Annotated in this window: 23 protein-coding genes; 11 read left to right on the top strand and 12 right to left on the bottom strand. The window is 58.6% G+C overall.

All coding sequences use genetic code 11. The features are described from left to right. Positions 1–23: 23 nt before the first annotated feature. Positions 24–1,640: a winged helix-turn-helix domain-containing protein gene (locus F3Y30_RS12380; protein WP_246752727.1), complete on the bottom strand. Its 1,617-nt coding sequence runs from the start codon at positions 1,638–1,640 to the stop codon at positions 24–26. Positions 1,641–1,749: 109 nt separating this feature from the next. Between F3Y30_RS12380 and F3Y30_RS12375 the strand changes: the two genes are divergently transcribed. The 3 genes from F3Y30_RS12375 (at position 1,750) to F3Y30_RS12365 (ending at position 4,571) form a co-directional block, all read left to right on the top strand. Continuing rightward, positions 1,750–2,193, top strand: coding sequence for a cupin domain-containing protein (locus tag F3Y30_RS12375; RefSeq protein WP_203423010.1), 444 nt, complete (start codon positions 1,750–1,752; stop codon positions 2,191–2,193). 352 nt (positions 2,194–2,545) lie between these two features. Continuing rightward, the gene (locus F3Y30_RS12370; RefSeq protein WP_203423009.1) at positions 2,546–3,184 is read left to right on the top strand and encodes an alpha/beta family hydrolase; all 639 of its coding nucleotides are present in this window, start codon (positions 2,546–2,548) and stop codon (positions 3,182–3,184) included. 277 nt (positions 3,185–3,461) lie between these two features. After that, a complete protein-coding gene (locus tag F3Y30_RS12365; protein ID WP_203423008.1) occupies positions 3,462–4,571 on the top strand; it encodes a sulfite oxidase in 1,110 nt (369 codons plus the stop codon). A gap of 295 nt (positions 4,572–4,866) precedes the next feature. Here the strand turns inward: F3Y30_RS12365 and F3Y30_RS12360 are convergent, their stop codons facing one another. The 4 genes from F3Y30_RS12360 to F3Y30_RS12345 form a co-directional block, all read right to left on the bottom strand. Then, positions 4,867–5,142: a hypothetical protein gene (locus tag F3Y30_RS12360; protein WP_203423007.1), complete on the bottom strand. Its 276-nt coding sequence runs from the start codon at positions 5,140–5,142 to the stop codon at positions 4,867–4,869. After that, complete coding sequence (locus F3Y30_RS12355) at positions 5,139–7,433, bottom strand: FdhF/YdeP family oxidoreductase (protein WP_203423006.1); 2,295 nt, start codon at positions 7,431–7,433, stop codon at positions 5,139–5,141. The genes F3Y30_RS12360 and F3Y30_RS12355 overlap by 4 nt, the downstream gene beginning before the upstream one ends. Positions 7,434–7,682: 249 nt before the next feature. After that, a complete protein-coding gene (locus tag F3Y30_RS12350; protein ID WP_203423005.1) occupies positions 7,683–7,964 on the bottom strand; it encodes a hypothetical protein in 282 nt (93 codons plus the stop codon). A gap of 248 nt (positions 7,965–8,212) precedes the next feature. Then, entirely contained in the window at positions 8,213–8,401 is a 189-nt protein-coding gene (locus F3Y30_RS12345) for a hypothetical protein (RefSeq protein WP_203423004.1), read from the bottom strand. A gap of 753 nt (positions 8,402–9,154) precedes the next feature. Here F3Y30_RS12345 and F3Y30_RS12340 point away from each other — a divergent pair. Further along, positions 9,155–9,400 carry a hypothetical protein gene (locus F3Y30_RS12340; protein WP_203423003.1) on the top strand — a complete coding sequence of 82 codons (246 nt, stop codon included), beginning with the start codon at positions 9,155–9,157 and terminating at the stop codon, positions 9,398–9,400. A gap of 392 nt (positions 9,401–9,792) precedes the next feature. Here F3Y30_RS12340 and F3Y30_RS12335 read toward each other — a convergent pair whose 3' ends face one another. The 3 genes from F3Y30_RS12335 to F3Y30_RS12325 form a co-directional block, all read right to left on the bottom strand. Next, on the bottom strand, positions 9,793–10,107 hold the full coding sequence (locus F3Y30_RS12335; protein WP_203423002.1) for a multidrug efflux SMR transporter: 315 nt from the start codon (positions 10,105–10,107) through the stop codon (positions 9,793–9,795). Positions 10,108–10,192: 85 nt separating this feature from the next. Next, positions 10,193–10,651: a carboxymuconolactone decarboxylase family protein gene (locus F3Y30_RS12330; RefSeq protein WP_203423001.1), complete on the bottom strand. Its 459-nt coding sequence runs from the start codon at positions 10,649–10,651 to the stop codon at positions 10,193–10,195. A gap of 92 nt (positions 10,652–10,743) precedes the next feature. After that, positions 10,744–12,171, bottom strand: coding sequence for a PLP-dependent aminotransferase family protein (locus F3Y30_RS12325; RefSeq protein WP_203423000.1), 1,428 nt, complete (start codon positions 12,169–12,171; stop codon positions 10,744–10,746). 154 nt (positions 12,172–12,325) lie between these two features. Between F3Y30_RS12325 and F3Y30_RS12320 the strand changes: the two genes are divergently transcribed. The 3 genes from F3Y30_RS12320 to F3Y30_RS12310 are packed head-to-tail and all read left to right on the top strand — an operon-like array spanning position 12,326 to position 14,349. Then, positions 12,326–13,000 carry an NAD(P)H-dependent oxidoreductase gene (locus F3Y30_RS12320; RefSeq protein ID WP_203422999.1) on the top strand — a complete coding sequence of 225 codons (675 nt, stop codon included), beginning with the start codon at positions 12,326–12,328 and terminating at the stop codon, positions 12,998–13,000. 21 nt (positions 13,001–13,021) lie between these two features. Continuing rightward, positions 13,022–13,714, top strand: a complete 693-nt coding sequence (locus tag F3Y30_RS12315; protein ID WP_246752726.1) for an HD domain-containing protein — start codon at positions 13,022–13,024, stop codon at positions 13,712–13,714. After that, positions 13,708–14,349 (top strand): response regulator, encoded by a 642-nt coding sequence (locus F3Y30_RS12310; RefSeq protein ID WP_203422998.1) that lies wholly within the window; start codon positions 13,708–13,710, stop codon positions 14,347–14,349. The genes F3Y30_RS12315 and F3Y30_RS12310 overlap by 7 nt, the downstream gene beginning before the upstream one ends. A 59-nt stretch (positions 14,350–14,408) precedes the next feature. Here F3Y30_RS12310 and F3Y30_RS12305 read toward each other — a convergent pair whose 3' ends face one another. From F3Y30_RS12305 to F3Y30_RS12295, 3 genes are all read right to left on the bottom strand, one after another. Then, complete coding sequence (locus F3Y30_RS12305; RefSeq protein ID WP_203422997.1) at positions 14,409–15,923, bottom strand: PAS domain-containing sensor histidine kinase; 1,515 nt, start codon at positions 15,921–15,923, stop codon at positions 14,409–14,411. Between the two features lie 405 nt (positions 15,924–16,328). Further along, complete coding sequence (locus F3Y30_RS12300; protein WP_203422996.1) at positions 16,329–16,994, bottom strand: response regulator transcription factor; 666 nt, start codon at positions 16,992–16,994, stop codon at positions 16,329–16,331. Continuing rightward, complete coding sequence (locus F3Y30_RS12295; protein WP_203422995.1) at positions 16,991–18,532, bottom strand: ATP-binding protein; 1,542 nt, start codon at positions 18,530–18,532, stop codon at positions 16,991–16,993. The genes F3Y30_RS12300 and F3Y30_RS12295 overlap by 4 nt, the downstream gene beginning before the upstream one ends. Positions 18,533–19,053: 521 nt before the next feature. Here F3Y30_RS12295 and F3Y30_RS12290 point away from each other — a divergent pair. From F3Y30_RS12290 to F3Y30_RS12280, 3 genes are read left to right on the top strand one after another with little or no spacing between them, the layout of a single operon-like run. Further along, entirely contained in the window at positions 19,054–19,242 is a 189-nt protein-coding gene (locus tag F3Y30_RS12290; RefSeq protein WP_246752725.1) for a hypothetical protein, read from the top strand. 20 nt (positions 19,243–19,262) lie between these two features. Further along, on the top strand, positions 19,263–20,237 hold the full coding sequence (locus F3Y30_RS12285) for a YVTN family beta-propeller repeat protein (protein WP_203422994.1): 975 nt from the start codon (positions 19,263–19,265) through the stop codon (positions 20,235–20,237). A gap of 31 nt (positions 20,238–20,268) precedes the next feature. Then, the gene (locus F3Y30_RS12280; protein ID WP_203422993.1) at positions 20,269–20,733 is read left to right on the top strand and encodes a hypothetical protein; all 465 of its coding nucleotides are present in this window, start codon (positions 20,269–20,271) and stop codon (positions 20,731–20,733) included. A gap of 624 nt (positions 20,734–21,357) precedes the next feature. Here F3Y30_RS12280 and F3Y30_RS12275 read toward each other — a convergent pair. After that, a complete protein-coding gene (locus tag F3Y30_RS12275; protein ID WP_281435463.1) occupies positions 21,358–21,759 on the bottom strand; it encodes a pyridoxamine 5'-phosphate oxidase family protein in 402 nt (133 codons plus the stop codon). 216 nt (positions 21,760–21,975) lie between these two features. Between F3Y30_RS12275 and F3Y30_RS12270 the strand changes: the two genes are divergently transcribed. Then, positions 21,976–22,206 (top strand): hypothetical protein, encoded by a 231-nt coding sequence (locus F3Y30_RS12270; protein WP_203422992.1) that lies wholly within the window; start codon positions 21,976–21,978, stop codon positions 22,204–22,206. Positions 22,207–22,275: the final 69 nt, after the last annotated feature.

The raw sequence follows: 22,275 nt of genomic DNA, 5'->3' as shown, positions 1-22,275 counted from the left end.
GGACGGCGGTATCTGGGAACGGCCTAGTCGAACGTCCTTTGCCGCAGCTCCTGATGCGCGGCTCCTGTCGGAAGCGGCTCACTCGGGATTTGCTTCAACAATTCTGCCAATCGTTCCTGCCAATGCGGATTGCGCTGTCTTAGCGGCTCTAAAGCATCGCCTGGCGGGTTCTCCATTTCGCTCATCAACTCGCGCGACTGTCGAGCCTCTGCAAGACGCCCGACAGTCGCATAGCAGCAGGCCAGCGTTTCCTGGACCGGCCGCCATGCAGGGCGCACCTTTTGGGCTCTCACGGCAGCAGCTAGCGCGTTTGTTCCGTCGCCTGCAAACAGGTGGGCCAGCGCCAGCAGGTTCAGCCAAACGAAGTTTTGAGGGTCGTTGGCATTCAACATGAGGCCGTGTTCCAGTGGCGCAATGGCACTGGACGCGTTACCCCTAAAGAGTTCCGCCATTCCCAGGACAAGGTGGCCAAGGGCGAAACTCGGGCTGATCTCGATCGCCCTTTCGGCGGCAAGGACCGCCTGTTCGGGTGCATCCGAGTAAGCGCTGCAGATCGCCAGCGCGTAATGTGTGTACGGGTTCTTTTCATCGAGCCGAACTGCCGCGAAGGCGGCATTCAACCCTTCCCTGATGTCTTCCGAAGGGTGCTCGCTCCATCCATAGGCGACGATGCCGGCGCTCACGCGACCAAGCCAGAGATGTGCTTCAGCAAGTTCGGGGTTGAGCCGACACGCCTGCCTGAATAGCTCTCGTGCCGCCAGATGGGTCTGCTGGCCAACGTGGTGGAAATACCAGGTCCCCTGCCGCACTATCTCCCACGCTGTCATGTTTCCCGTATGCTGCGCCGCCGCGGGGAGTGATGCCGTCTTCAGCAGTTCCGGCTCAATCGCACCTGCGACCCTCTCCGCGATGGCGTCTTGAACTGCGAATGCCTCTACCAGTTCCACGTCATACCGTTCGGCCCAGACTTGGCTGGCCGAGGTGGTCTCGACCAGTTGAGTGGAGACCCGAAGGCGACCGCCAGAGCGGCGCACACTTCCTTCGAGCACATAGCCGACACCCAGTTCCTGGCCCACCTGCTTGGCGTTCACGGACTTGTTCCTGTAGACGAAGCTTGAATTGCGTCCGATGACCCGAAACCACCGAAATCTCGTGAGCGCAGTGATCACATCTTCGGTGATACCATCCACCAGATACGCCTGCTCCTTGTCATTGCTCAAATTAGCGAACGGCAGGACCACTATCGATGGTGTGCCGAGGTTCTCGAGCGAACCGGGCAAAGCCTCGGGCGCATCAGCGGCAGCGGGATGCAGGCTATTCACCCGGCCGGCAAAACGATACCCCGCACGAGGCACGGTGGCGATCCACTCGTTCCCCTCCGGTTGGGGCCCCAGCATCTTGCGTAAGGCAGCGATCTGAACCGAGAGATTGCTTTCCTCAACGACAGCGGCGGGCCAGGCTGCTTCCATCAGCGCGGACTTGCTCACGACCTGCATCGACGCTCGCACGAGCGCGTGCAGCAACAACAAGCCTTTATGGCCAATTGCCACCCGCCGCCCCTCACAGGTCAGTTCGCCGCGCTGCATGTCGAGGATGAACGCCCCGAACGCGAACCGTTCCGGCGCGACGCTATCGGCCATGGCCTCTTCGGAAGAATTCGGAACTTTTCGCCCTCCCATTAAGGACTCCGGTCGGTCTTCTTGCGATCCTTTTGCGCTGGTCGAGCAGGCTACCACAGAGGAGGTCAAAATGACGATTTCAAAAGACCGAACCGTTGCAGGTCCAGGCTTCTCTCGGGGCAAGGCCACGGTATCCAAAGGAGACGCAGGATACCGGGCCGAACAGGGGTCCGATTACCTCCCCGGCATTAGTGCGGAATCAGTCGGCTCAACCGCATTGTGGCTCGGCATCGCTACGATCCCGCCTGGGAGACGCACCAAGGCGCATGTGCATGAGCGCCACGAGACTGCCTTCTACATGTTGAGCGGTGAAGAGTTGGAGCTGTGGAGTGGCGATGAACTCCAGCACAGGGATGTGATGCATCCCGGAGACTATCTATACATCCCCGCCAACGTGTTGCACGTAGCCGTCAATCGGGGAGCCCAACCAGCCGTATTTGTCGGGGCGCGTAACGAGCCAACCGCACAGGAAAGCGTTGTTCTTTACCCTGAAATGGATTCCCGAGTGCCGTGACAGGTGGAAGGCCGCAACCGGCAAAAAGCAGCCATTGGTGGCATTTGCTGCACAATTTCGGAAAAGCTCCCCGCTGAGTTGAGCGGCAGGCGAGAAATGAAAAAGGCGCTCGACCCGTTTCCGGGGAGCGCCCTTTTCGACCCGGACAACCATCGAATGCTCGATCATGGATCGCGCGGAAGGTCGTCGAAACGGGTGATGGCGTGTAGATGGTCTCAATGCGCCCGGTTGTCAAGGGCCTGCCGGAAAGATCGAGAAATTCGCCCGATAGAGGGGTGGAAACCGCTCCCGACAAGGGTCGAACCTCACCAATCCGTTGCCGTCGGCCACCACCGGGGTCTATGAATTCACGATGAGCGACCGATTCCTGATCACCGGCGCGGGCGACGCCCCTTGCACGATTCTGCTCGCCCACGGCGCCGGCGGCGCCATGGACTCCGGCTCCATGACGGCTGCCAGCACGGCGCTTGCCTCGGCCGGCTTTCGCGTGGTCAGGTTCGAATTCTCCTACATGGCGGCGCGGCGGCTCGAAGGCAGCCGCAAGCCCCCGCCCCGGGCCGAAACGCTCATTCCGGAATACCGGGCGGCCGTCGCCGAGCTTGGCGGGACGGGCCCTCTCGTCATCGGCGGCAAGTCGATGGGCGGACGGGTCGCCAGCATGCTTGCCGACGAACTCCATGGGGCGGGAAAGATCCGCGGGCTGCTGTGTCTCGGCTATCCCTTTCACCCTCCCGGCAAGCCAGAAAGCCTCCGCACCGCCCATCTCGAAAACCTCGAGACGCCGGCGCTGATCGTCCAAGGGACCCGGGACGAGTTTGGCACCCGGGACGAAGTCGCGTCCTACAGCCTGTCTCAAAAAATCCGCCTGCTCTGGCTCGAGGACGGAGACCATGACCTGAAGCCCCGGAAGAAGATCTCCGGCTTCTCCGCATCCGATCATCTCGCCACAATGGCCGATTGCGTGAAGAGCTGGGCCACGGAGCTTCCCTAGCGCGCGGTGCGGCGGGTCCGCCGCATTCCATGATGGCTCCCCACCGCGCCTTCTTCGTCACGTCCTGACCGAGACGCCCCCCGCGCCCGTTCATCCCCCGCGCATTCCCTATATTATGTAGGCTGTTCGAGGTCGATCCGGGGAACGTGCGGTATGTACTAGAATGCGGTCCGAAGGCAGAATGCGACAGGCGCACTGCGAGGGGCGGTGTGATCGAGAACCGGAATTCGCGCGACCGAAAGCCGACGTTGTGCTCTTGGAAGGGGAGACGAGGACGATGCCGACACGACAGCAACCCAGTCTGATAGTGCGACAGAAATCCCCGGACAACATCGAGTTTCCGTTTGCGTCGCTCTCCGATTGGCTGATCCCGACCGAGCTGTTCTTCGTGCGAAACCATTTCCCGTCGCCGGATCTCGATGCGCGAGACTGGAGATTGCGCGTTGACGGGGCGGTGGAGCGGCCGATCGAACTTGATCTCGACAGCATAAAGGCGATGCGGAGCACGACTTTGACCGCCGTCGTCGAGTGCGCAGGGAACGGGCGCGTCTACTATGTGCCGCCGAGGGAGGGGTTGCAGTGGCAGAATGGAGCCGTCGGCAATGCCGCGTGGACAGGTGTCCCTCTGCGCGAGATTTTGGAGATGGCGGGCGTCAAGCAAACCGCACGTGAGGTTCTGCTCGTAGGTGCCGACAGCGGCGTCGTCGATGCGAACAAGAAAACGGCTTCTCCCGGCCCCATCGCTTTTGCGCGCAGCTTACCGCTTGAGAAGGCCATGGCTCCCAGCACGATCCTTGCCTATTCGATGAACGAGCAGCCGTTGACGCGCGATCACGGCTACCCGCTACGCGCGGTCGTGGGTGGCTGGTTCGGCATGGCCTGGGTCAAGTGGATCACGCATATCACGGTTGTGGAGCAACCGTTCCTTGGCTACTGGCAGGCGCGCGACTATTTCCGTTGGGAGCGCAGCCTCGGGGAACCCACGCTGGTCCCCCTTACGGAGATGGAGGTCAAAGCGCAGATCGCGCGTCCCGTACAGGGCGCGCATCTCATCGTCGGCCAACCGTACCGGATCTTCGGAGCCGCCTGGAGCGGAGAGGCTGCCATCCGGCAGGTGCAGGTCTGCACCGGAGATGGCAGGGGCTGGCGCGAGGGAAGGCTCCTCGAAACAGAACGTCCCTTTGCATGGCGCTTGTGGGAGTACATGTGGACCCCTGAAGAAGTGGGCCGATATATACTGCGATGTCGCGCGATCGATGGGGCGGGACGCGTACAGCCCGAGCTCCAGCGGTCCGACTGCGAGAGCTACGCGGCCAACTGGATCATTCCGGTGGACCTTACGGTCGTTCCCGAGCCACAGACGTACGAGGCAGAATTCGTGATCTAGTCACCCGCATGGGGCGGAATGGCGGCTTCCGGCGCGCATTCTTGCCATCAATGTCGCAGGGGTAGCTTCCGGAACGACCTGCCGCGCTTGGTCAGTGTGCGAGGAAAACACCGCTTATCCCTTTCCGTCTGAAACGCGCCTTCCATGCGATCGTTCGCGTGATAGGCTGAACGAAGGAAAGCCACCCCGTCGGCTTCGCGAATGCGGAATCGCCCGAAACGGGCCATAACCGCACCCCGCGATCTTCAAAAGCATTTGATGCGGTCAACCCCGCTGGAAAACGTCCACAGCGGGCTTAGCCGTCAGAGTTGAACGCGTAGAAGACGCGCATTGTCCGCTCGTCACGTCGTATAATCCGAATTCCGACATCACGCTCAACCAGCGCCGCCAGTTCGCGAAGTACCAGCGCATGTGCGATGCCAAGAGCACGGGCGAATGTCCGCGTGTCCGTCGCTATGCCGAGATCAGCCCCAGAGAGTATTCCGGCCTGCAGTGGCGTTAGAGCCGGATCTCGCCGCTGGTGTGCAGCGACGAGGTCGAAGTATGCCTCAATGTCGGCCGCCGTGCTCACGCCGTCTCCCGCATTCGAAAGGAGACCATGACCGACTTCGACGTCGGCGTATCACTTTGGTCTCCAAAGCTGCTCAATGGCACGAGGACATTGAGTTCCGGATAGTAGCCGGCGACGCTACCCCGTGGGATGTCGTAGGGCACAAAGCGGAAGTTTGGTGCGACCCGCTCGACGCCATCGTCGTGGCGTCCGACGATATCGGCACGGTCCCCGGCCACAGCGCCAAGCTCTGCCAGATCCGCCGGATTGACAAACACCACGTTGCGTTCGCCATAGACGCCGCGATAGCGGTCGTCCAAGCCGTAGACGGTCGTGTTGTACTGGTCGTGCGAGCGGAATGTCTGCAAAGCGAAATGGCCCTCGCGCTTCGACGCGCGCTGATGCACTGTCTCCTCCGGCAGCCGGCAGAACGAGAAGGTTGCCTTGCCGCTGTCGGTATTCCACTCCCTGTGGGCCGCGGCATTTCGCAGATGGAAGCCGCGTGGTTTGCGAAGGCGCTCGTTGTAATTGTCGAACCCTGGGATCGTAGCCTCGATGCGGTCGCGGATCAGGTCGTAGTTCCCGGCAAGCGCCTTCCAATCCACGACGTCCGATCCAACCGTCGCGCCGGCGATGCCGGCGATGATCGCCACTTCAGAAAGAAGATGGGGTGAAGCCGGTCGGTTGATGCCAGCCGAGCCGTGAACCATGCTCATGGAGTCCTCCACGCTGATGAGCTGAGACCTCCCATCGGCGGACAGTTCCATTTCCGTCCGGCCGAGACATGGCAGGATGTAGGAGACCTCGCCCGGCATCAGATGCGAATGATTGGGCTTCGTCGCGATGTTGACGGTAAGCTTCAGGTTCTTCAGCGCCTTCTCGACAAGGGTACTGTCCGGCGTGGCGCGAGCGAAGTTGCCGCCAAGCCCGATGAACGCCTTGGCCGAGCCGTCAAGCATCGCTCCTATGGCCGCCAGGACATTGTGGCCATGGCGGCGTGGCATGGGAACGCCGAACTCCGCTTCGAGTGCGTCCAGGAATTCGGACGACGGTTGCTCGTTGATCCCGACCGTGCGGTCGCCTTGAACGTTGGAGTGGCCACGGACGGGGCATAGGCCATTGCCAGGCTTGCCCACGTTGCCACGCAGGAACATGAAGTTGGCAATCTCACGGATTGTCTCCACCGAGTGGTGATGCTGCGTTACTCCCATTGCCCAGGTGCAGATCACTTTCGAGGCGTTCAGGTAGACCTCTGCAGCCTTCTCGATATCTTCTCGTGTGAGACCTGACTGGCTTTCAATCTCGCCCCACGAGGTGGCCTCGACCGCATCGCGGTATTGCTCGAATCCCTGGCAGTGCTCCGCGATAAACGCTTGGTCCAAGACCGATGGGTCGCCGGAAGCGATGGCATCGCGTTCAGCATCGAACACCACCTTCGCCATTCCGCGGAAAGCAGCCATGTCTCCGCCAAGTTTCGGCTGAAAATAGTGGCTGGCGATTTCGGTCGAGCCGCCGCGGATCATCTCGATCTTGTCCTGGGGATCGGAGAACCTCTCTAGCCCCTTCTCCCTAACTGGATTGAAGACCAGGATACGGGCGCCGCGCATGGCGGCACGACGAAGATCACCGAGCATGCGAGGATGGTTCGTGCCGGGGTTCTGTCCAATGACAAAGATGGCGTCGGCGTGTTCGAAGTCCTCAAGAAGGACCGTGCCCTTCCCGACCCCAATGGCCTGTTTCAAGGCGACACCGCTTGCCTCGTGGCACATGTTCGAGCAATCCGGGAAATTGTTGGTTCCGTAGAGGCGTACAAAGAGCTGGTAGAGGTAGGCTGCTTCGTTGCTCGCACGGCCCGACGTATAGAACTCGGCGCTGTCCGGAGTCGGCAGGTCGCGAAGGATCGTGCCGATTTCCGAGAACGCTGACTCCCACTCGACCGGGACATATCGGTCAGACAGCCGATCATAGCGCATCGGATGTGTGAGCCGGCCATTCAGTTCGACCTCGTAGTCGGTCATCCGCCGCAACTCGGTGACCGTATGTGCGGCGAAGAACGTGGGCGAAGCACGCTTCTCGGTCGCTTCCCAGGCCACGGCCTTTACACCGTTTTCGCAGAACTCGAAGGACGAGCCGTGTTCGGGGTCACCCCATGCGCAACCAGGGCAATCGAACCCATCGGGCTGGTTTGCCTTGAGCATCGTCCGGGCGCCGGATATTGGCATTCCGGTCTGCAGGAGTCTTTTGCCGCAGCTTTTCAACGCCCCCCAGCCGCCAGCGGCTGACGATTTCTTACCGATGAAAGAATTGTCCATGCGCCCAGGTAGTTTTTGTGCGGTTCTCCCGTCAAGCGGGCGCACAGCATGTGTCGATAGCTAAAACCTATCAAGCCCCAGAGTGGAGCGCGGGTCTTGCCTCGCGCACCGCCGCCGCCAAGCTCAACCATCTTGAACTTTCGTGCGTCGACGAGAACTCGAAACCGGTGATAAGGTTTGGCTTTGAACCCGCCACCCAATTAATCGTCCAAAGAAGCGAACTCGAGGCGTGGCCGGGGCTAAGTCGGCTTAGGGCTGTTGGAGACGGCTCTGAAGGGCGTCGACCACGGCTTGCAGGAACTCCTTGCGTCGAGGATTGGAAGTTTCTGTGGCAACAATCTTTAGAGGGCCGCGAATGTTGCTCATGAATCCCGAGTGATCGAACCTGTCGGAAGCAATGTTTACTTCAACCTCTTCCATGTAGTGCGCGACCAACGGCTCCAAGTCGAGTTTTGTGTCCATCTGATAACCAGTGGCCATACGCTCCGCCAGTGTGCGCATCTGAACGTGAGGACCGAGTTCGGCACCCATTCATGTCTCCTATGTTTCTGTAAGTCTTAAGTTTTCCGGATTTTTCCGTCTTTGGCCAGCTTGAGAAGGCGTCCTTCTCTTGGCATAAGATGGGAATGAAGCTTTGGAATTTCCACACCGAAAAGAAAGCCCGTGACCCACGAACTGCTGAACACACAACCGCAGCTGGATGCAAGATACGGAAAGCGCATAGTGATCAGTCATTCGAGCATCCCGAACAACTGAAAAGCTCCGCGCGCGCGGAAAACTCAGTCTCGTTGCTTTTCGCCGGCGCTCTTCCCGTCCGAACTGCGTGAGCGCTCCTCAAAACGATCCGCTCCTTTAGGAAGTTCAGAGCCCTTCTCTGCTTCCACCTTGCGTTCCTCTGCGGCGGCAGCCTTGCGAAGGCCGCGCGCGGATTCTTTGCCCTGTTTCGTCGGTGCTTGTTCGATGCCCATTGTGATCTCCTCCGTGGGTGTGATGTCACTGTCCTGCAACGAAACGGCTAGCAGCTTGGTTCCAGGGAGAGACCGGGAATGGTTGGTGAAAAACCTGATCGGGAGGCTGGCGGCGCCTGTCTAGCTTGAACCGCAACATCCTTCCCCACTATTACCGACGTAGTCCGCAAGGTGGCGTCCAACCAGGGGCTTCTGCAATGGCACCAGGCCTATACGCTAGATCAATTCCCCGAGCTTGATGTCCCTGATCGCTTCATCCGTAGTGACCAACTCGCTAACCCTCGAAGCTGGTACGAGTATCTGCCCGGGAAACAATATATCGAACCACTGGGCTAGCCGGCAAAGTGGCATGTCGGTAGCGCTGAAGCTCAAAATCATGTCATGGTCAGCCCGCCCCCTCGCCTTGAAAAGTTGGAGAGGTGGAAGTGACATGCTCTCGCAAAAGCATTCACAGCCGGTCGCGTCCCGCATGCGCGAACATCCGAACTCGCAACTAATGCCGCATTCATTGAGGTGACATTGGGGCACCTCCTGCACTCCCGTGTCCGGTGAATTTGCAGATTTTCAGGGATTGAAGCGGTCGATTGGTTGCGTGCGCTAAGCGCTTCAACCCCAATGTATCACAGACGAGGCGATGTAGCGACGGGCGAATCGGTCAACTTCTGCAGGGTGGCTGAGGATTTTGGAGGAGCACCTCCGCCGAATGGCGAAGGGACCAAATAGAGCCATTGCCCGCTCGCATTCGGCCTCGGCATGACGATCCAACAGTTCGATTTCGACTACGAGGGTGGAAAAGAACTCGGCAAATCCGGCACTGCCAGCATATTCATCGATGACAAGAAGGTCGCCGAAGGCAAGATCGAGAAGACCGTCGCGGGTCGCTTTGGGATCGACACCTTTGGAGTTGGTGGAGATAGCGGGCAACCGGTGACCTTCGATTACACACCACCCTTCGCGTTCAAAGGCGACCTGAAGGAAGTTCAGATCAAGTTGAAATGACACTGCCGGCGACGGCGCTGTAGTGAGCCGCCGCCATTACACAGAAGATCGTGTTATGACCGCTTCTGTCGCAACTGCGACCCGCGTTGTCTCCGCGTCATGTCCGCTTTGCAGCGACATCGACCGGTGGCTCGATGACCGTTATGAAGGCGCAATCAAGCCGTCCAGCCCTGTCACCGGCGACGTCTGCTTTCGGGCCGCGGCCAAGTTGGTCTCTACGACTGAAAATGCGGGCGCAAAGCGGTCGACGTGCGAAAACCGATGTTCGACCATAGCGGACAAATTCTTCTCCTTGCGGTCAGAGTTCCGGCTTCGTGGAGATAACTGCGCTCGTTCCTCCAGCCTCCAGCGTAAGCAGCTATCACTCACCGACATCGCCGGTAGTGAAAGTCTCAACCCACGATTTTCAGTCCGATGACCCCTGAAAAGATGAGGCCGATGCAAAGAAGTCTCGGCAGCCCGACCGGATCACCGAAAGCAATCATTCCGACGATCGCAGTTCCTGCAGCTCCAATACCTGTCCAGACTGCATAGCCTGTCCCGACCGGCAGCGAACGCAGAGAGAGTGACAACAGCAGTACGCTGGACAGGCCGCTTGCAATGGTCACAAGTGTTGGGAGGGCTCGCGTGAAGCCCTCGGATGATTTCATGGCTACCGCGAAGACGATCTCGAGAGTGCCTGCGAGGACGAGCATGCCCCACGCCATATTGATGATGTCCTTTGGAATGGGCCACATGAAGCGGCGGGCGCTGACGAAGAGAGGGCCCTGCCAGCACCCGTAGTATCCTGTGTTAAGCGGCCTTGGTCGCAGCCACGGGCATGGAGCGGAACGACACGCCAAATCGATTGAAGGCGTTCATCAAGCCGATCGCGTAGGTGAGATCCGCAAGTTCCTTGTCGTTGAATGAGCCGGCCGCAGCCGCATACTCGGAATCAGGGACACCTGTTTCGCAAATGCGGGTAACGGTTTCCGCCCAGGCGAGAGCTGCGCGCTCACGGTTTGTGAAAAGAGCCCCCGCATCTCGCCATACCGCTACCAGCGCGAGCTTCTCGACATCTACGCCCTCCTTGATCAGGTCGCGCGTGTGCATGTCGATGCAAAAGGCGCAGCCGTTAATCTGAGACACACGGAGATTGACGAGATCGACAAGGCCCTTCGCCAAAGTGCCCTTCTGCAGTGTCATGTAGACGCCGCCGAACGCCTTGTAGCCTTCCGGTGAAACCTCTGCATACTTGATACGATTGGTCATAACGTTCCTTCCCTTTCTTGATGAAGTGGAAGGTCGCTCTTGTTGGCCTAGTTTTGAAGGTCCAAGAATGGAGTTCCGACCTGGGCCATAAATCAAGCGTCCAAAAGCTTGCAGATGCGGATACCGAGTGATTCCGCCATCGACCGCGACGTCACATTGGTAAAGTTGACAAGAATGGCTGACATCCGATTTCCTTCGAACGTCCAGTCCGACAGCGCTTCCGCATACAGTCCATCTACCCGCATTCGTGAAACGAGCTCGTAGTCGGGTACATCCGGTACACGCAAGATCAGATGCATGCCTCCGGGTTGCGGATCGATCCGTACCGCTCTGTCGCCGAGCGCAAGGTCCAGCCCTGCTACAGTCGCCTCCCGGCGCTCCGAATACAGCCGCCGCATGCGCTGAATGTGTCGCGCAAAATGCCCCCCGTTCATGAAGTCCGAGACAATGGCTTGAGTGAAAGAAGGGCTTCCGCCGGAAAGATCTCCTGCGACGCGTTCGAATGTTTCGATCTGGGCCTCTGGCACCACGAGGTAGGACAGCCGAATGGCTGGGAACAGAACCTTACTGAAAGTCCCTGTGTATACGACCCGACCATCCCTATCGAGGCTCTTTAGAGCAGAAAGCGGGCGGCTGACATAACGGTACTCGCCGTCATAGTCGTCCTCGACGATCCAAGCCTTGGTTTCCGATGCCCAGTTCAGCAGTTCCAGGCGCCGAGGCAGCGACAGTGACATCGAGAGTGGACTCTGGTGTGCGGGCGTCACGACCGCCGCTCGCGCCCGAGGAGCAGACTTGATGCCATCTGGAACCATGATTCCGTCCCGATCGACGGCGACCGGAACCGGAGTGATTTTCATGTGCTCTAGGATCCTTCTGGTGGGAGGGTAACCAGGGCTCTCAAGCCATACGCTGTCTCCGGCGTTCAACAGAGAGTGGGACACAAGCTCGACCGAATGCCTGTACCCGCTGGTGACGAAGACCTGCTCGGGAGAGCAGTTGATCCCACGCGAAACCTGCAAATACGCGGCAAGTTGGGTCCGCAGCGTGGAAAGTCCGCGGACATCCGGATGGACCATGTCCTCTGGCTGCATAGCGCGAGCCAGCCGTGCTCCCAATCTTGCCCATATCTTTCGTGGAAAGGCATCCAACGCTGGAAGCCCCATTTGAAAAGGCAAAACCGTATCGGGCCGATAGGTTACTGGAGCGAGAAGCGGGTCAAAGCTGCGGGCTGAAGGTGGCCTGGATCGCTGTGGCTTGATATCCGGAGAAACGATGGTCCCCGCCTGGCCGAGGGACAGGACGTATCCTTCCGCCGCCAACAAGGAGTAGGCCTGTTCTACCGTGCCTCTTGCCAGTCCCAGTTCTTTCGCAAGCGCGCGCACTGCGGGTATCCGATCCCCGGGCTTGAGGACACCTTCCGAGAATGCATTGAGGAACCGATCGTAAATTTGCCGATAGTAAGGCTTGTCGGCGTTCGGATCCGGGGGAGAGATATTGCTTTTCCGAATACCGCTCATCTTCACTATCCCTCGTCCGCGTTGTTCCGCGACTCTATTATGGCCCACACACAAACGCCATTCTTGGTTCTGTGGAACGAGCCGCTCTCGCGGTAACCTGGGCCGAAATCCTGTGCCAAATCGTTGGCACGGCCAACTTTTTCAGGACCGAGCCATGAAGACAATTCTACATGTGAGCTGCAGCCCGCGGGGCAAGACCGCCGAGAGCTACCGGCTTTCTCAGGAAATCATAAGGGCCTTGCTGGCAAGAGAGCCAGCTGTCAGCGTTCGCGAACGGGTCATCGGAGACGGCTCTCTTCAGCACATCGACAACGACTATGCCCTTTCTCAGTCATCTCGGGAGGACGTCTCACGGGAAGGATCCATGGCGGTGTCGGAGCTGCTTGTCCGAGAGCTTGAAGGCGCGGATTACCTTGTCGTTAGTACACCGATGCACAATCTTACCGTCCCGGCCTCGCTGAAGGCATGGCTAGATTATGTCGTTCGGGCTCGTAGGACCTTCACAATCGGTGCACGAGGTAAGGTCGGCATGCTGAGTGATCGTCCCGTTTACGTGGCCGTTGCCTCCGGAGGACGGTTCTCGGGGGAACAGGCCCGCCAGCCAGACTTTCTGACACCCTATCTGACGACGATCCTCGGCACCATCGGCCTGCACGATCTGACGTACTTCTCCATCCAGGGAACAGGGGCCAGCCCGGAGCACGTCGCGGTGACGAGGACGCAAACGTCAGTTGAAATCAAGGAGCACTTTGCTTTGCTCCTCCCAATCAGTTCGGACGAAGGCATCCACATCAGTCCGAAGCGAACGGAATTCACGCAAGCGCTTTGAACCAGCCAAAGGAGGATAAACGTGGCCAGTCGAATGACGGCAGGATCTATCGAGGATTTCACAGGCGACCGTCGCCTGTCAGAGCAACTCGCTTTCGTACTTGAAGTCGAAAAGCTCAAAACCGTCTTGCGCAGAACACCGTTGCTGGATCGCTCGCGCGTCGAGAACGATGCGGAACACACGTGGCAAGTGGCGCTGATGGCAGTAGTGCTTTCCGAGCATTCCGACAGGACCATCGACCTACCGCGCGTCATCAAGATGCTGCTCATCCATGATATCGTCGAAATTGATGCCGGCGATACCTTTGCCTTCGACAATGTTGGCGCGACCGACAAGCTTGAACGGGAAATCAGGGCTGCCGAACGGATCTTCGAGTTGTTGCCCCAGGATCAGGCGGTGGAATTTCGGTTGCTCTGGGACGAATTCGAGGCGAATGCTTCGCCTGAGGCCCTGTTTGCGAATGCCATCGATCGCTTGCAACCAATGCTTCACAGCTACTTTACAGGTGGTCAAAACTGGCAGTCAGCCAGTGTCACGTCGTCCGATGTGGAGCGCCGCATGCAACCCGTCGCAGCCGCTTCAGGCACTTTGGGTCACCTCGTTTCAAGGCTCGTAAACTCTGCCATCGAAATGGGAATCCTCACCCCTTGCAGCGGCAGGAAGACCGGATCGGAGGCACATCCACCGGGCTATGGGCGGAGGCACACATGTTGAACTCGAACGCAGGTATGAATCCCAGCATCGAACCAACGGTCTACGTTATCGATGACAACAGGAGCGTGCGGGATTCCCTTCTTGACCTTTTCACGGTGACCAACATGAGGGCGGCGGCCTTTGCCAGCGGCACGGAGTTCTTTGAAACCGTTGATGATGCTGACTGTCCCGGTTGCGTCGTAGTGGATCTTCAAATGCCTGGCGAGACTGGTCTCGATGTGCAAAGCCGGTTGGCCTCTCTTGGCAGCAGGATGCCCGTGATTTTCCTCACAGGGCACGCAGACGTCCCGTCCAGCGTGGCGGCGCTCAAGGCAGGTGCGACCGATTTCATAATGAAACCGTTTGTCAGCCAGGCTTTGCTTGAAGCCGTAGACCATGCAATGCAGGTGAATGTCGAGCGGCGCCAAGCAGATGCCGAGCGCGATGAGGTTCGAACGCTGGCCGACACGCTTACGCCGCGGGAAACGGAAGTGATGTTTGGGGTTGTCAGTGGCCTCATGAACAAGCAGGTCGCCTACCAGCTTGGCGTCTGCGAGATGACCGTGAAGATTCATCGGATGAGCGTCATGCGAAAAATGAAAACTCGGTCGCTTGCCGATCTCGTCAGAAAGGTTGGAAAGCTCCGCACGGACTGATCTCTCAAGAGTCTGCGCCAAATATCTCCTGAGTACGACCGCAATAGATAACCGCGGCATTAGGTTTCCGTAGCTGGCAGCGTGAACGAGACCGTGGCTCCGCCCGTGAGATTGTTCTCCACCCAGAGACGCCCTCCATGGGCCTCGACTATCGAACGACAAATCGGAAGTCCCATCCCCATGCCGTTGCTCTTCGTTGTGAAAAAGGGCTCAAACACGCGATCGGGATGTGTAAAGCCAGTTCCTGCATCCTCTACGGAGACGAGGATTGCATTTGCAGGATCGCAGGTTGACTTGATCTTCAAGGCACGGGCTGGGTTGGTGCCGTCCATGGCCTGGATCCCATTCCGGATAAGATTTACGAGAACCTGTTGCACCTGTATCCGGTCCAGCGCGACCGTAGGAAGATGGACGCCCAGTTCCATATCGACCCGGGTCATGTTCGCCGAGAACTCGTCGGACATGAGGGCCACCACCTCCGTCACCAGACGATTGATGTCCTCCATCGTCCGCGTCTGTGGCTGGCGCCTGAACAGTGCTCGAATGCGGCCGACTATATCTAAGGCCGAGAGTGCGTCTTGCGTGACCCTTTCGGCCGCCTGCTTGCCACGCTCGACGTTTGGGGGATCCGCAGACAGCCATCGCACACACACTTCGGAATCCGTTACTACCGCGGTAAGCGGTTGGTTGATCTCGTGTGCGATAGAAGCGGCGAGCTGGGACAGGTTGGCTGCTCGAGCGGCGTGAGCAAGCTGTTCAGCAGAACGGCGCAGGGCTGCTGCCGCTTGGACCTGGTCCTCTATGTCGTGGCAGAGGCCGAACCACTGTACGATGTTTCCGTCCTTGTCCCGTATTGGTTCGACTCGTCCCAACATCCAACGAAACGTGTCGTCTGCCCGCAGAAGTCTGTAGCTCATTGAAAAACTCTCACCCGTCGCCAGGCAACGGCCGAGCTCGCTGCGAACAGGCTCGGAGTCGTCGGGATGAAAGATCGTTTCCATCACGGCCTCAACATTCCCGGCATTGGACAGGTCGAGGCCGAGGAAGTCTGCCATGTGCTTGTTGACCGTGGTCGTCGTGCCCTCGGGCGCCATCAGCCAAACGTGGCTCGGAACAATGTCGACCAAGAGAGACAACTCAATTGAGCGGGCTCGCAATTCCTCTGCGGCCCGCTTTTCATCCTCGATGTCGATCGTCTGGCCGTGCCAAGCGAGGATATGTCCAAAGACGTCTCTGACTGGTCGTCCGGACACGCGAAACCAACGGTACTTGTCGTCAATGCCGCAGAGGCGGTGCGCACTCTCGAGTGGTTGGCCAGTGTCAATACTCGCCTGCCAGGTCTCGGCAACAGGGCGCTGGTCGTCCGTGTGCACGCGTTCCAGCCAGTCCCCCAGATCTCTTGGGAAACCACCCCCAAAAAAGGATTCCATGCTGCGATTCCGGAAGGTGAAACGACCGACCGGATCCGTCGACCACACGTGGCCAGGAATGGTTTCCAGCAGAGCAAGCTCCCCTCCATTCCGGATCTCTCGGGAGGGAGCATTCTCGTTCGTCGGCGCTTCATTGTTGGACATCTCGTCCCCCAATATAAGAACAGTCGCGCGACCGGCAGACGGCGCTTGCACAGCAGCGTGTTAATCGGAGCGCTCCACTATACCCAATGGGCGCAAGTCATCAATCGCACAGAGGAAGAGCGGTTTTTTCGGCGGACACCAACATAAGAACCGGTCTCACGTATGCCTTTGGCGCAATTAAGTCGGGCATCTTTGTCGCTGGGCGACGTCTGCTTTCGGGTAGCGGCCAATTTGGTCTCTACGGCCGACTAGGGGGCGTTTAGCGGACGAACGCGGATTTCGGTTTCTGGCCCTAAAGCGGCAGATTTCCGCGCGAAGGTTTTCGTGCGTCGAGCGTACACACGTTAAGACAACGGAGATTTTGCCTTCCGATTTTCTCAGCCAAGCCACTGCGAAGTCAGTATGTCATATTCCAGGGGGCCGAGTGAGCCGTCGGTCGTGTCCGTCAGTGACGTACTGGATTGCCATTCGGATCAATTCCGGAAGATTGCGTGCGCCAAGTTTCTCCTTTAGTTGCGAGCAATTGTTGGCGACGGTCTTGTAGCTAACGTTGAGATCCTGCGCGATCTCGGCGTATGGTTTACCTTCGGCGAGCAAGGCGAGCGTCTGCAACTCTCTTGGCGAAAGATCGCCGTGAAGGCCGCTACTTTGACGCGGTCCCAGAATGGCCACCTGCACGGCGATTTCATGGTTCAGGTACGGCTTGCCTGCGCGTATCGTCTGGATCGCCTCCATAAAGTCGCGAGGACCTGCGTCCTTCAGCACATAGCCGGTAGCGCCAGCCTCCAAAGCACGGCTAACGATATGAGGATCAGCGTGCATGCTGAGGACCAGGATCGGAACGCGGCGGTTCTGAAACCGCATGCGGCGTATCAGATCAAGCCCGCCCAATCTGTTACCTTGCAAGGCAAGATCGACGATGACAATTTCCGGATGGTTGCGCCGAAAAAGTCGATAGCCGTTGACGGCGCTGCTGGCCTCCGCGATCTCGGACATGCCCGCGTCCTCCAGGACGCGTCTGCAGCCTTGCAGCACGATTGGATGATCATCGACAATCAGCACGCGCGTCATTTGTTAGTTCCTTGTCGGCCTCGAGCCTTTGAAGCGGTCTGTACTCGGCTTTTGTCGAACGGAATTGTAATCGTAAGGGTGGTGCCTCTTTGCGACAATCCGACGATCGCCAGGGTGCCGCCGAGTGCGCGCACGCGCTCTTCCATTCCGGTTAGGCCGAAGCCCCAGGGCGTTTCTACTGCGAAACCGTGCCCATCATCCCTGATGGAAAGGTGCAAAACCGCAGAGGACGCGTCGCGGGAGAGCCCGTTCTCAACTGGTATTTCGTCCAGTTCCACGGCAATGGTCCTCGCTTCTCCATGACGCTTGGCATTCGTTATGCCCTCTTGGAGGCAACGATAGACCGTAAGATCGATGCTGTCGCCATAGCTATGGGCGACCACGCCAAGGGCCAGGGAGATTCCTGTGCTTGTATTGAGCCGCTCGAAGTCCGCGACGAGGCCGGTCACGAGATCAGTAAGGGGTACGTGTCCCAATGCCATCGGGCGAACTCTGTTCAAAAGGCGACGGTTCAGCATTTGGATTTTGTCGGTTATATCGCCAAGCGTCGCCGCGCGTTCCCGCATACGATCGGCTGAGGCTGGCGGAAGGTCATCAGCGAACTGGTCCAGTGACGCGATGTTCGCTTTGAGGCCGAACAGACAGGGTCCTATTTCGTCGTGAAGTTCGGTCGCGATATGATGCCGCTCGTCGTCCTGAACGGTGATCAATCTGGTCGTCAGTCGGCTGTTTTCGGCTTTCGCGGCAGCCAGTCGGTCTGCGAGGGCATTGAAGCGGCCAGCGACATTGGCCAACTCCGGTATCGTTGACCGAGCGAGACGATATTGGAACTGACCTCTTTCCAGTTTCTCCAGGCCTTCACCAAGATTGATCAGTGGGCGAAGGACGCGTCCAAGCGCGACGTAAAGTATGGCAGCCACGCCCGCGTTAAGCGCAAGGGCGACCGCGGCAAGATTTTTGCTGTCTTTCCACACTTCGGCGATCTCGTCGCCGGCGTGGCCAATAAGCACGACGGAGCCAATCTGATGTCCGCTCAAGCCGATCCGCATCTCGCGCCTTACGTCATTGACCCGCACGAGGCTAGTAAACCAGGCGGGTGCCGACACTGTTTCCTCTTGCCTCTCGTTGTCCTCCGATGGCAACAGTGATGCCATGCCGCCCCCGTCACCGGTCACGAGAACTCGAACATGCCGCAGGCCGTCCAACTCCCTTGCGAGATTCGCGAGAACAGTGGAACCCGTTCCACCCGACGGGGCGTGACCGATTGCTTCGACCACAACACGCTCCGCCAGTCGCATCGATGCTGCGATCTCCAATTCGGCAGCCCGGCGCGCATCGTAGACAGTGACAACCGCGGCGACGATGCCAGCGAGAAGCGTGGCAATGAAGAATGCCGAGAGAATTTGCCATCGCAGGGAAACTCGATCCCATAGCCGAACTGGCCGCCCATCAAGCCCGGACACCCGTGCTGACCGCTCCGCGTCGACCGGCAACGTCGCGTAGTGATGGGGTGCTATGCCCGAGTTCTCGATTGCCATCCCGGCTATTGTCTCTCCCGCTCTGGCCTGAGGGGCAATCTTCGCCGACTATTCGGCCTCGGTGCCTCGTCCAACACCCAAATTCGCTCACACCAGGCAAAACCAGTTCTGCCCAGGGCATCCTCTCCTACAAGGGAATTGTTGGCAACGTGTTCGGGAACTTTTGGCAATCAAGTCGCGCCCATCTTCCATAGCGCCACCAGAACACTCTTCATAGGATATCGGAGCATTTGGCTCAAAGGCTTGGTGCTTACACGCGAACTGGGCGTCCGGGAGGCCCACTCCCTGAACTCAACCGGGCCGTCCGGCGTCCACCGCGGGTTGTAGATCAAGAATGTTCACCTTGTGGAATGCGGTATCGACCAGCGTTTCACAAGGCGGCGACACGCGGGAACATAGTGGCACCTGGAGCGGCGGCGTCCTTGTCGAGGACGGCACCCGGAGGGTTACGGCCTTGAAAACGTGGTGCCAATTATTCTTGCTTTCTTCCTCGGTTTCTCTAGCCCACTGCGTCCGCACCTTTGGCGCAAGAGGGCAAAAGCCCCCTAGAAATCCGGATCGAATATCTGCGCGCCTACGAGCCGCAACTTGCGCTTTCAGTTCTGGACGTGCCGCCGCGCGACGAGGGAGTGGCCGGCGCGACGGTCGCGATCAACGACAACAACACGACCGGCAAGTTCCTTGGGCAGTTGGCCTGTAAGCTAAACTAGAAATTGCAGGGAGGAGAAGAATGCGCAGGTATCCGATATTATGCCTCGGCACGGCGGCGGCCTTAGCCTATGCCCAGCCGTCCTGGGCCAATGCGATCTATGTTTCCAACGAAAAGGACAATACGGTTACGGTGGTCGATTCAGCCACCATGGAGGTGGTCAAGACGATCAATGTGGGTCAGAGGCCGCGCGGCATCACCATCTCTCACGATGGGAAGCATCTGTATGTTTGCGCCAGCGATGACGACACGGTCGAGGTTATCGACACCGCGACACATGAAATCATCGGCTCCCTGCCCTCCGGGCCGGATCCGGAGCTGTTCGTGCTTTCGCCGGACGGCAAGACACTCTACGTCGCCAATGAGGACGACAATCTCGTCACGGTGATCGACGTCGAGAAAGGCAGCCTTATCACAGAGATACCGGTTGGCGTGGAGCCGGAGGGCATGGGCATCAGCCCGGACGGCAAGACGATGGTCAACACGTCCGAAACGACCAACATGGCCCATTTCATCGACACGTCGACCCATGAGATCGTCAACAACGTGCTGGTCGATGCGCGCCCGCGCTTCGCCGAATTCAAGCCCGATGGATCCGAGGCGTGGATAACGTCCGAAATCGGCGGGACGGTCTCCGTTGTCGATAACGCCACTCGCGAGGTCAAGAAGAAGATCACCTTCGAAATCCAGGGAATTCGGTCGGAAGCGATCCAGCCGGTGGGCCTGCGCATTTCGGCGGACGGGAAGAAGGCCTATGTCGCCCTTGGCCCGGCAAACCGGGTCGCAGTGGTCAACACCGAAACCTACGAAGTCGAGAAATACATCCTCGTTGGCCAGAGGGTCTGGCAGCTCGCGTTCACGCCGGACGGCAAATATATCATCAGCACCAACGGGCTCTCGAACGACATCACGTTTATCGATACGGCAACGGACGAGCCGATAAAATCCGTCACCGTCGGCGCCATGCCCTGGGGAGTGGTCGTGGCACCGAACTGAATTGCATCAAAGTTCTTAGAGGAGGAGAAGAATGATGAAGTCCAAAATACTCGCTTTCGCCGCGCTGATTGGTGTTCTGTGCATCCAACCCTACGCCTTTGCCCAGGAGGATGACGACGATGGCGACGAACAGCCGGCGGCCGTCACCCGAGCCAGCAAGAACGTTCCCGAGCTGATCCTCGGATCGAAGGACGACAGCTACGCGGTGAACCAGAAGGATTTCGAACTTGTCTCCGGTCAGGGGTATCGCTGGAAGATAACCTCGGCGGCGGGGCTCGAATACAAGTTCCAGACCGATCTGTTCCGCAATGTCTGGATGAACCAGATCGTCATCAACGATCTAGAGGTGCACATGAACGGCGCGCCCGCGTGGCTCGAGTTCGATTCGGAAGGGACGATCAGCGTCCAGTTCACAGCTGTGCGGCCCGGCGAGTATACATGGTCGGTTCCCGATCTCGCGGACAAGGGCATGACGGGGAAGATCATCATCAAGTAGCCGAAGGCCCGCAAGTAGCAGAGCTTCGCAAAGCAGCGCCTCTTGGTCGAGGGGCGCTTGGAAGTTGGCGCGATATCCGCTGTGCTGCGAAGGAGACGTCGGGGGAGATCTGTATTCGGCGCATTCCGATCATGGCACTTCGTCCACTTTTGGGCCCTAAGCAGACGAAATGGGCGGCGCTTCTCTAATCGGTGGGCGCTTACGGTCCGCTGGTTTCGTTATTTCTTCTTCGCTTGATCGTGATGCCACTTGATGGCGAAGAACATGCCCGTGCCTAACACGAGAACCTTGAGCGGAAAGAAGACTATAGGGAACCAATCCCACATTTCAGATATTTCCAGGCTATTACTTGTCACTATCTATCGTGAGGGAGCACTACCTCAAGACTGCTGCGTACAACATCAGCCATGTTGACGCAGATGAAATGATAACATTCCCATGACACGGCATAAGTGGGCTTGCCCCATGTTTCCGGACAGGTTGTTCAACCTAACAAGCTGGTGACCGCTTTTGGCGCTTGGCGGATGAACGCGGATGTCCGCAATTAGGCCCATTGCGGCCGTCGGTGTCACGATTTAGCCTTAGCCGACGCCCTCGGACGGCGACTCGAAGCCGTTGCGTCTGTCAGAATTGAATCTGGATCAGCTCGGGAGGCTCCTTGTTGAAATCGGAATATCGAATCCACCGCGGCGTTGCTTTGAACATCACTGCTCCTCTCTCGATAAACTCCCGGTCGGCAGGAACGCTGTTGAGAAGGGCTTCCTGGTATTGTTCGATATCGGCGGCAGGAACCTTTGTTGCCTCACCCTCGTATTGAACCGTGATGTTGTCGTCCCATCCGACAACGAACGCGACGCCGGGACGCTCCGCCAGATTGCCGAACTTCCGTGTCTCTTTGAAAGAGCTGAACACGATCTCAAGATTGTCCAGCACCGAGAAGTCGATCGTGGCCGCCTCCGGCGTTCCGTTGCGGTGGCATGTCGCAATGACCGCCAAGATGTGCTTCCTCAGGAATTCAAGGATCATGCGTTTCTTATGATCGTCGTCCATTGCCTCATCCCTCAGTGAGTATTCTCGACTTTTGTGCACTCCCATTCGATAGCCCGCCGGCCTCGGCAGAGTTTGGCGGCCAGCGCCGCGAGATATGCGTTCACCACCCGACCGAGCTATTGACGCGTCCGTTACCTTCCAAGACGATTAACACATTGCTCGCCCTCGTTCGATGATCGTCGAGACCGGGACATGGCAAGCGAGGAAGTGGTTGCAGAGGTGCTCTCCCACGTCATCGGCCGGCAGGGTCCTGCGCCGAACATCATGAAGACGGTCAAGGTTTTAAAAGAACGCAAAATCGCCGACAGGACGTTGCTTCACCTGCATGGGGATGACCGCTCTTGGCGCAAACCTGCCGACTCGCGGATCCGCCGAGATGCCGCTTATGGGATTTTGCTAGGATGCAAGCTATGTCCGAGATGAGGGCACTTTGCCCACGAGGCGCTGTCGCTTGGCTCGCCCCCCTTTGCAGACATACGAATCGACCTGTAG

The organism is Sinorhizobium sp. BG8 (assembly GCF_016864555.1).
Classification (GTDB): Bacteria; Pseudomonadota; Alphaproteobacteria; order Rhizobiales; family Rhizobiaceae; genus BG8.
The sequence above is the reverse complement of the archived record's forward strand: the minus strand, read 5'-3'. Positions and strand labels throughout refer to the sequence as shown.

Coding starts and splice junctions, on each gene's coding strand:
- F3Y30_RS12295 (WP_203422995.1), bottom strand. CDS start 18,532: ATGGCAATCGAGAACTCGGGCATAGCACCCCATCACTACGCGACGTTG.
- F3Y30_RS12355 (WP_203423006.1), bottom strand. CDS start 7,433: ATGGACAATTCTTTCATCGGTAAGAAATCGTCAGCCGCTGGCGGCTGG.
- F3Y30_RS12285 (WP_203422994.1), top strand. CDS start 19,263: ATGCGCAGGTATCCGATATTATGCCTCGGCACGGCGGCGGCCTTAGCC.
- F3Y30_RS12270 (WP_203422992.1), top strand. CDS start 21,976: ATGGCAAGCGAGGAAGTGGTTGCAGAGGTGCTCTCCCACGTCATCGGC.
- F3Y30_RS12335 (WP_203423002.1), bottom strand. CDS start 10,107: ATGGCGTGGGGCATGCTCGTCCTCGCAGGCACTCTCGAGATCGTCTTC.
- F3Y30_RS12370 (WP_203423009.1), top strand. CDS start 2,546: ATGAGCGACCGATTCCTGATCACCGGCGCGGGCGACGCCCCTTGCACG.
- F3Y30_RS12325 (WP_203423000.1), bottom strand. CDS start 12,171: ATGAGCGGTATTCGGAAAAGCAATATCTCTCCCCCGGATCCGAACGCC.
- F3Y30_RS12365 (WP_203423008.1), top strand. CDS start 3,462: ATGCCGACACGACAGCAACCCAGTCTGATAGTGCGACAGAAATCCCCG.
- F3Y30_RS12330 (WP_203423001.1), bottom strand. CDS start 10,651: ATGACCAATCGTATCAAGTATGCAGAGGTTTCACCGGAAGGCTACAAG.
- F3Y30_RS12305 (WP_203422997.1), bottom strand. CDS start 15,923: ATGTCCAACAATGAAGCGCCGACGAACGAGAATGCTCCCTCCCGAGAG.
- F3Y30_RS12350 (WP_203423005.1), bottom strand. CDS start 7,964: ATGGGTGCCGAACTCGGTCCTCACGTTCAGATGCGCACACTGGCGGAG.
- F3Y30_RS12375 (WP_203423010.1), top strand. CDS start 1,750: ATGACGATTTCAAAAGACCGAACCGTTGCAGGTCCAGGCTTCTCTCGG.
- F3Y30_RS12310 (WP_203422998.1), top strand. CDS start 13,708: ATGTTGAACTCGAACGCAGGTATGAATCCCAGCATCGAACCAACGGTC.
- F3Y30_RS12340 (WP_203423003.1), top strand. CDS start 9,155: ATGACGATCCAACAGTTCGATTTCGACTACGAGGGTGGAAAAGAACTC.
- F3Y30_RS12380 (WP_246752727.1), bottom strand. CDS start 1,640: ATGGCCGATAGCGTCGCGCCGGAACGGTTCGCGTTCGGGGCGTTCATC.
- F3Y30_RS12280 (WP_203422993.1), top strand. CDS start 20,269: ATGATGAAGTCCAAAATACTCGCTTTCGCCGCGCTGATTGGTGTTCTG.
- F3Y30_RS12300 (WP_203422996.1), bottom strand. CDS start 16,994: ATGACGCGCGTGCTGATTGTCGATGATCATCCAATCGTGCTGCAAGGC.
- F3Y30_RS12345 (WP_203423004.1), bottom strand. CDS start 8,401: ATGGGCATCGAACAAGCACCGACGAAACAGGGCAAAGAATCCGCGCGC.
- F3Y30_RS12275 (WP_281435463.1), bottom strand. CDS start 21,759: ATGATCCTTGAATTCCTGAGGAAGCACATCTTGGCGGTCATTGCGACA.
- F3Y30_RS12320 (WP_203422999.1), top strand. CDS start 12,326: ATGAAGACAATTCTACATGTGAGCTGCAGCCCGCGGGGCAAGACCGCC.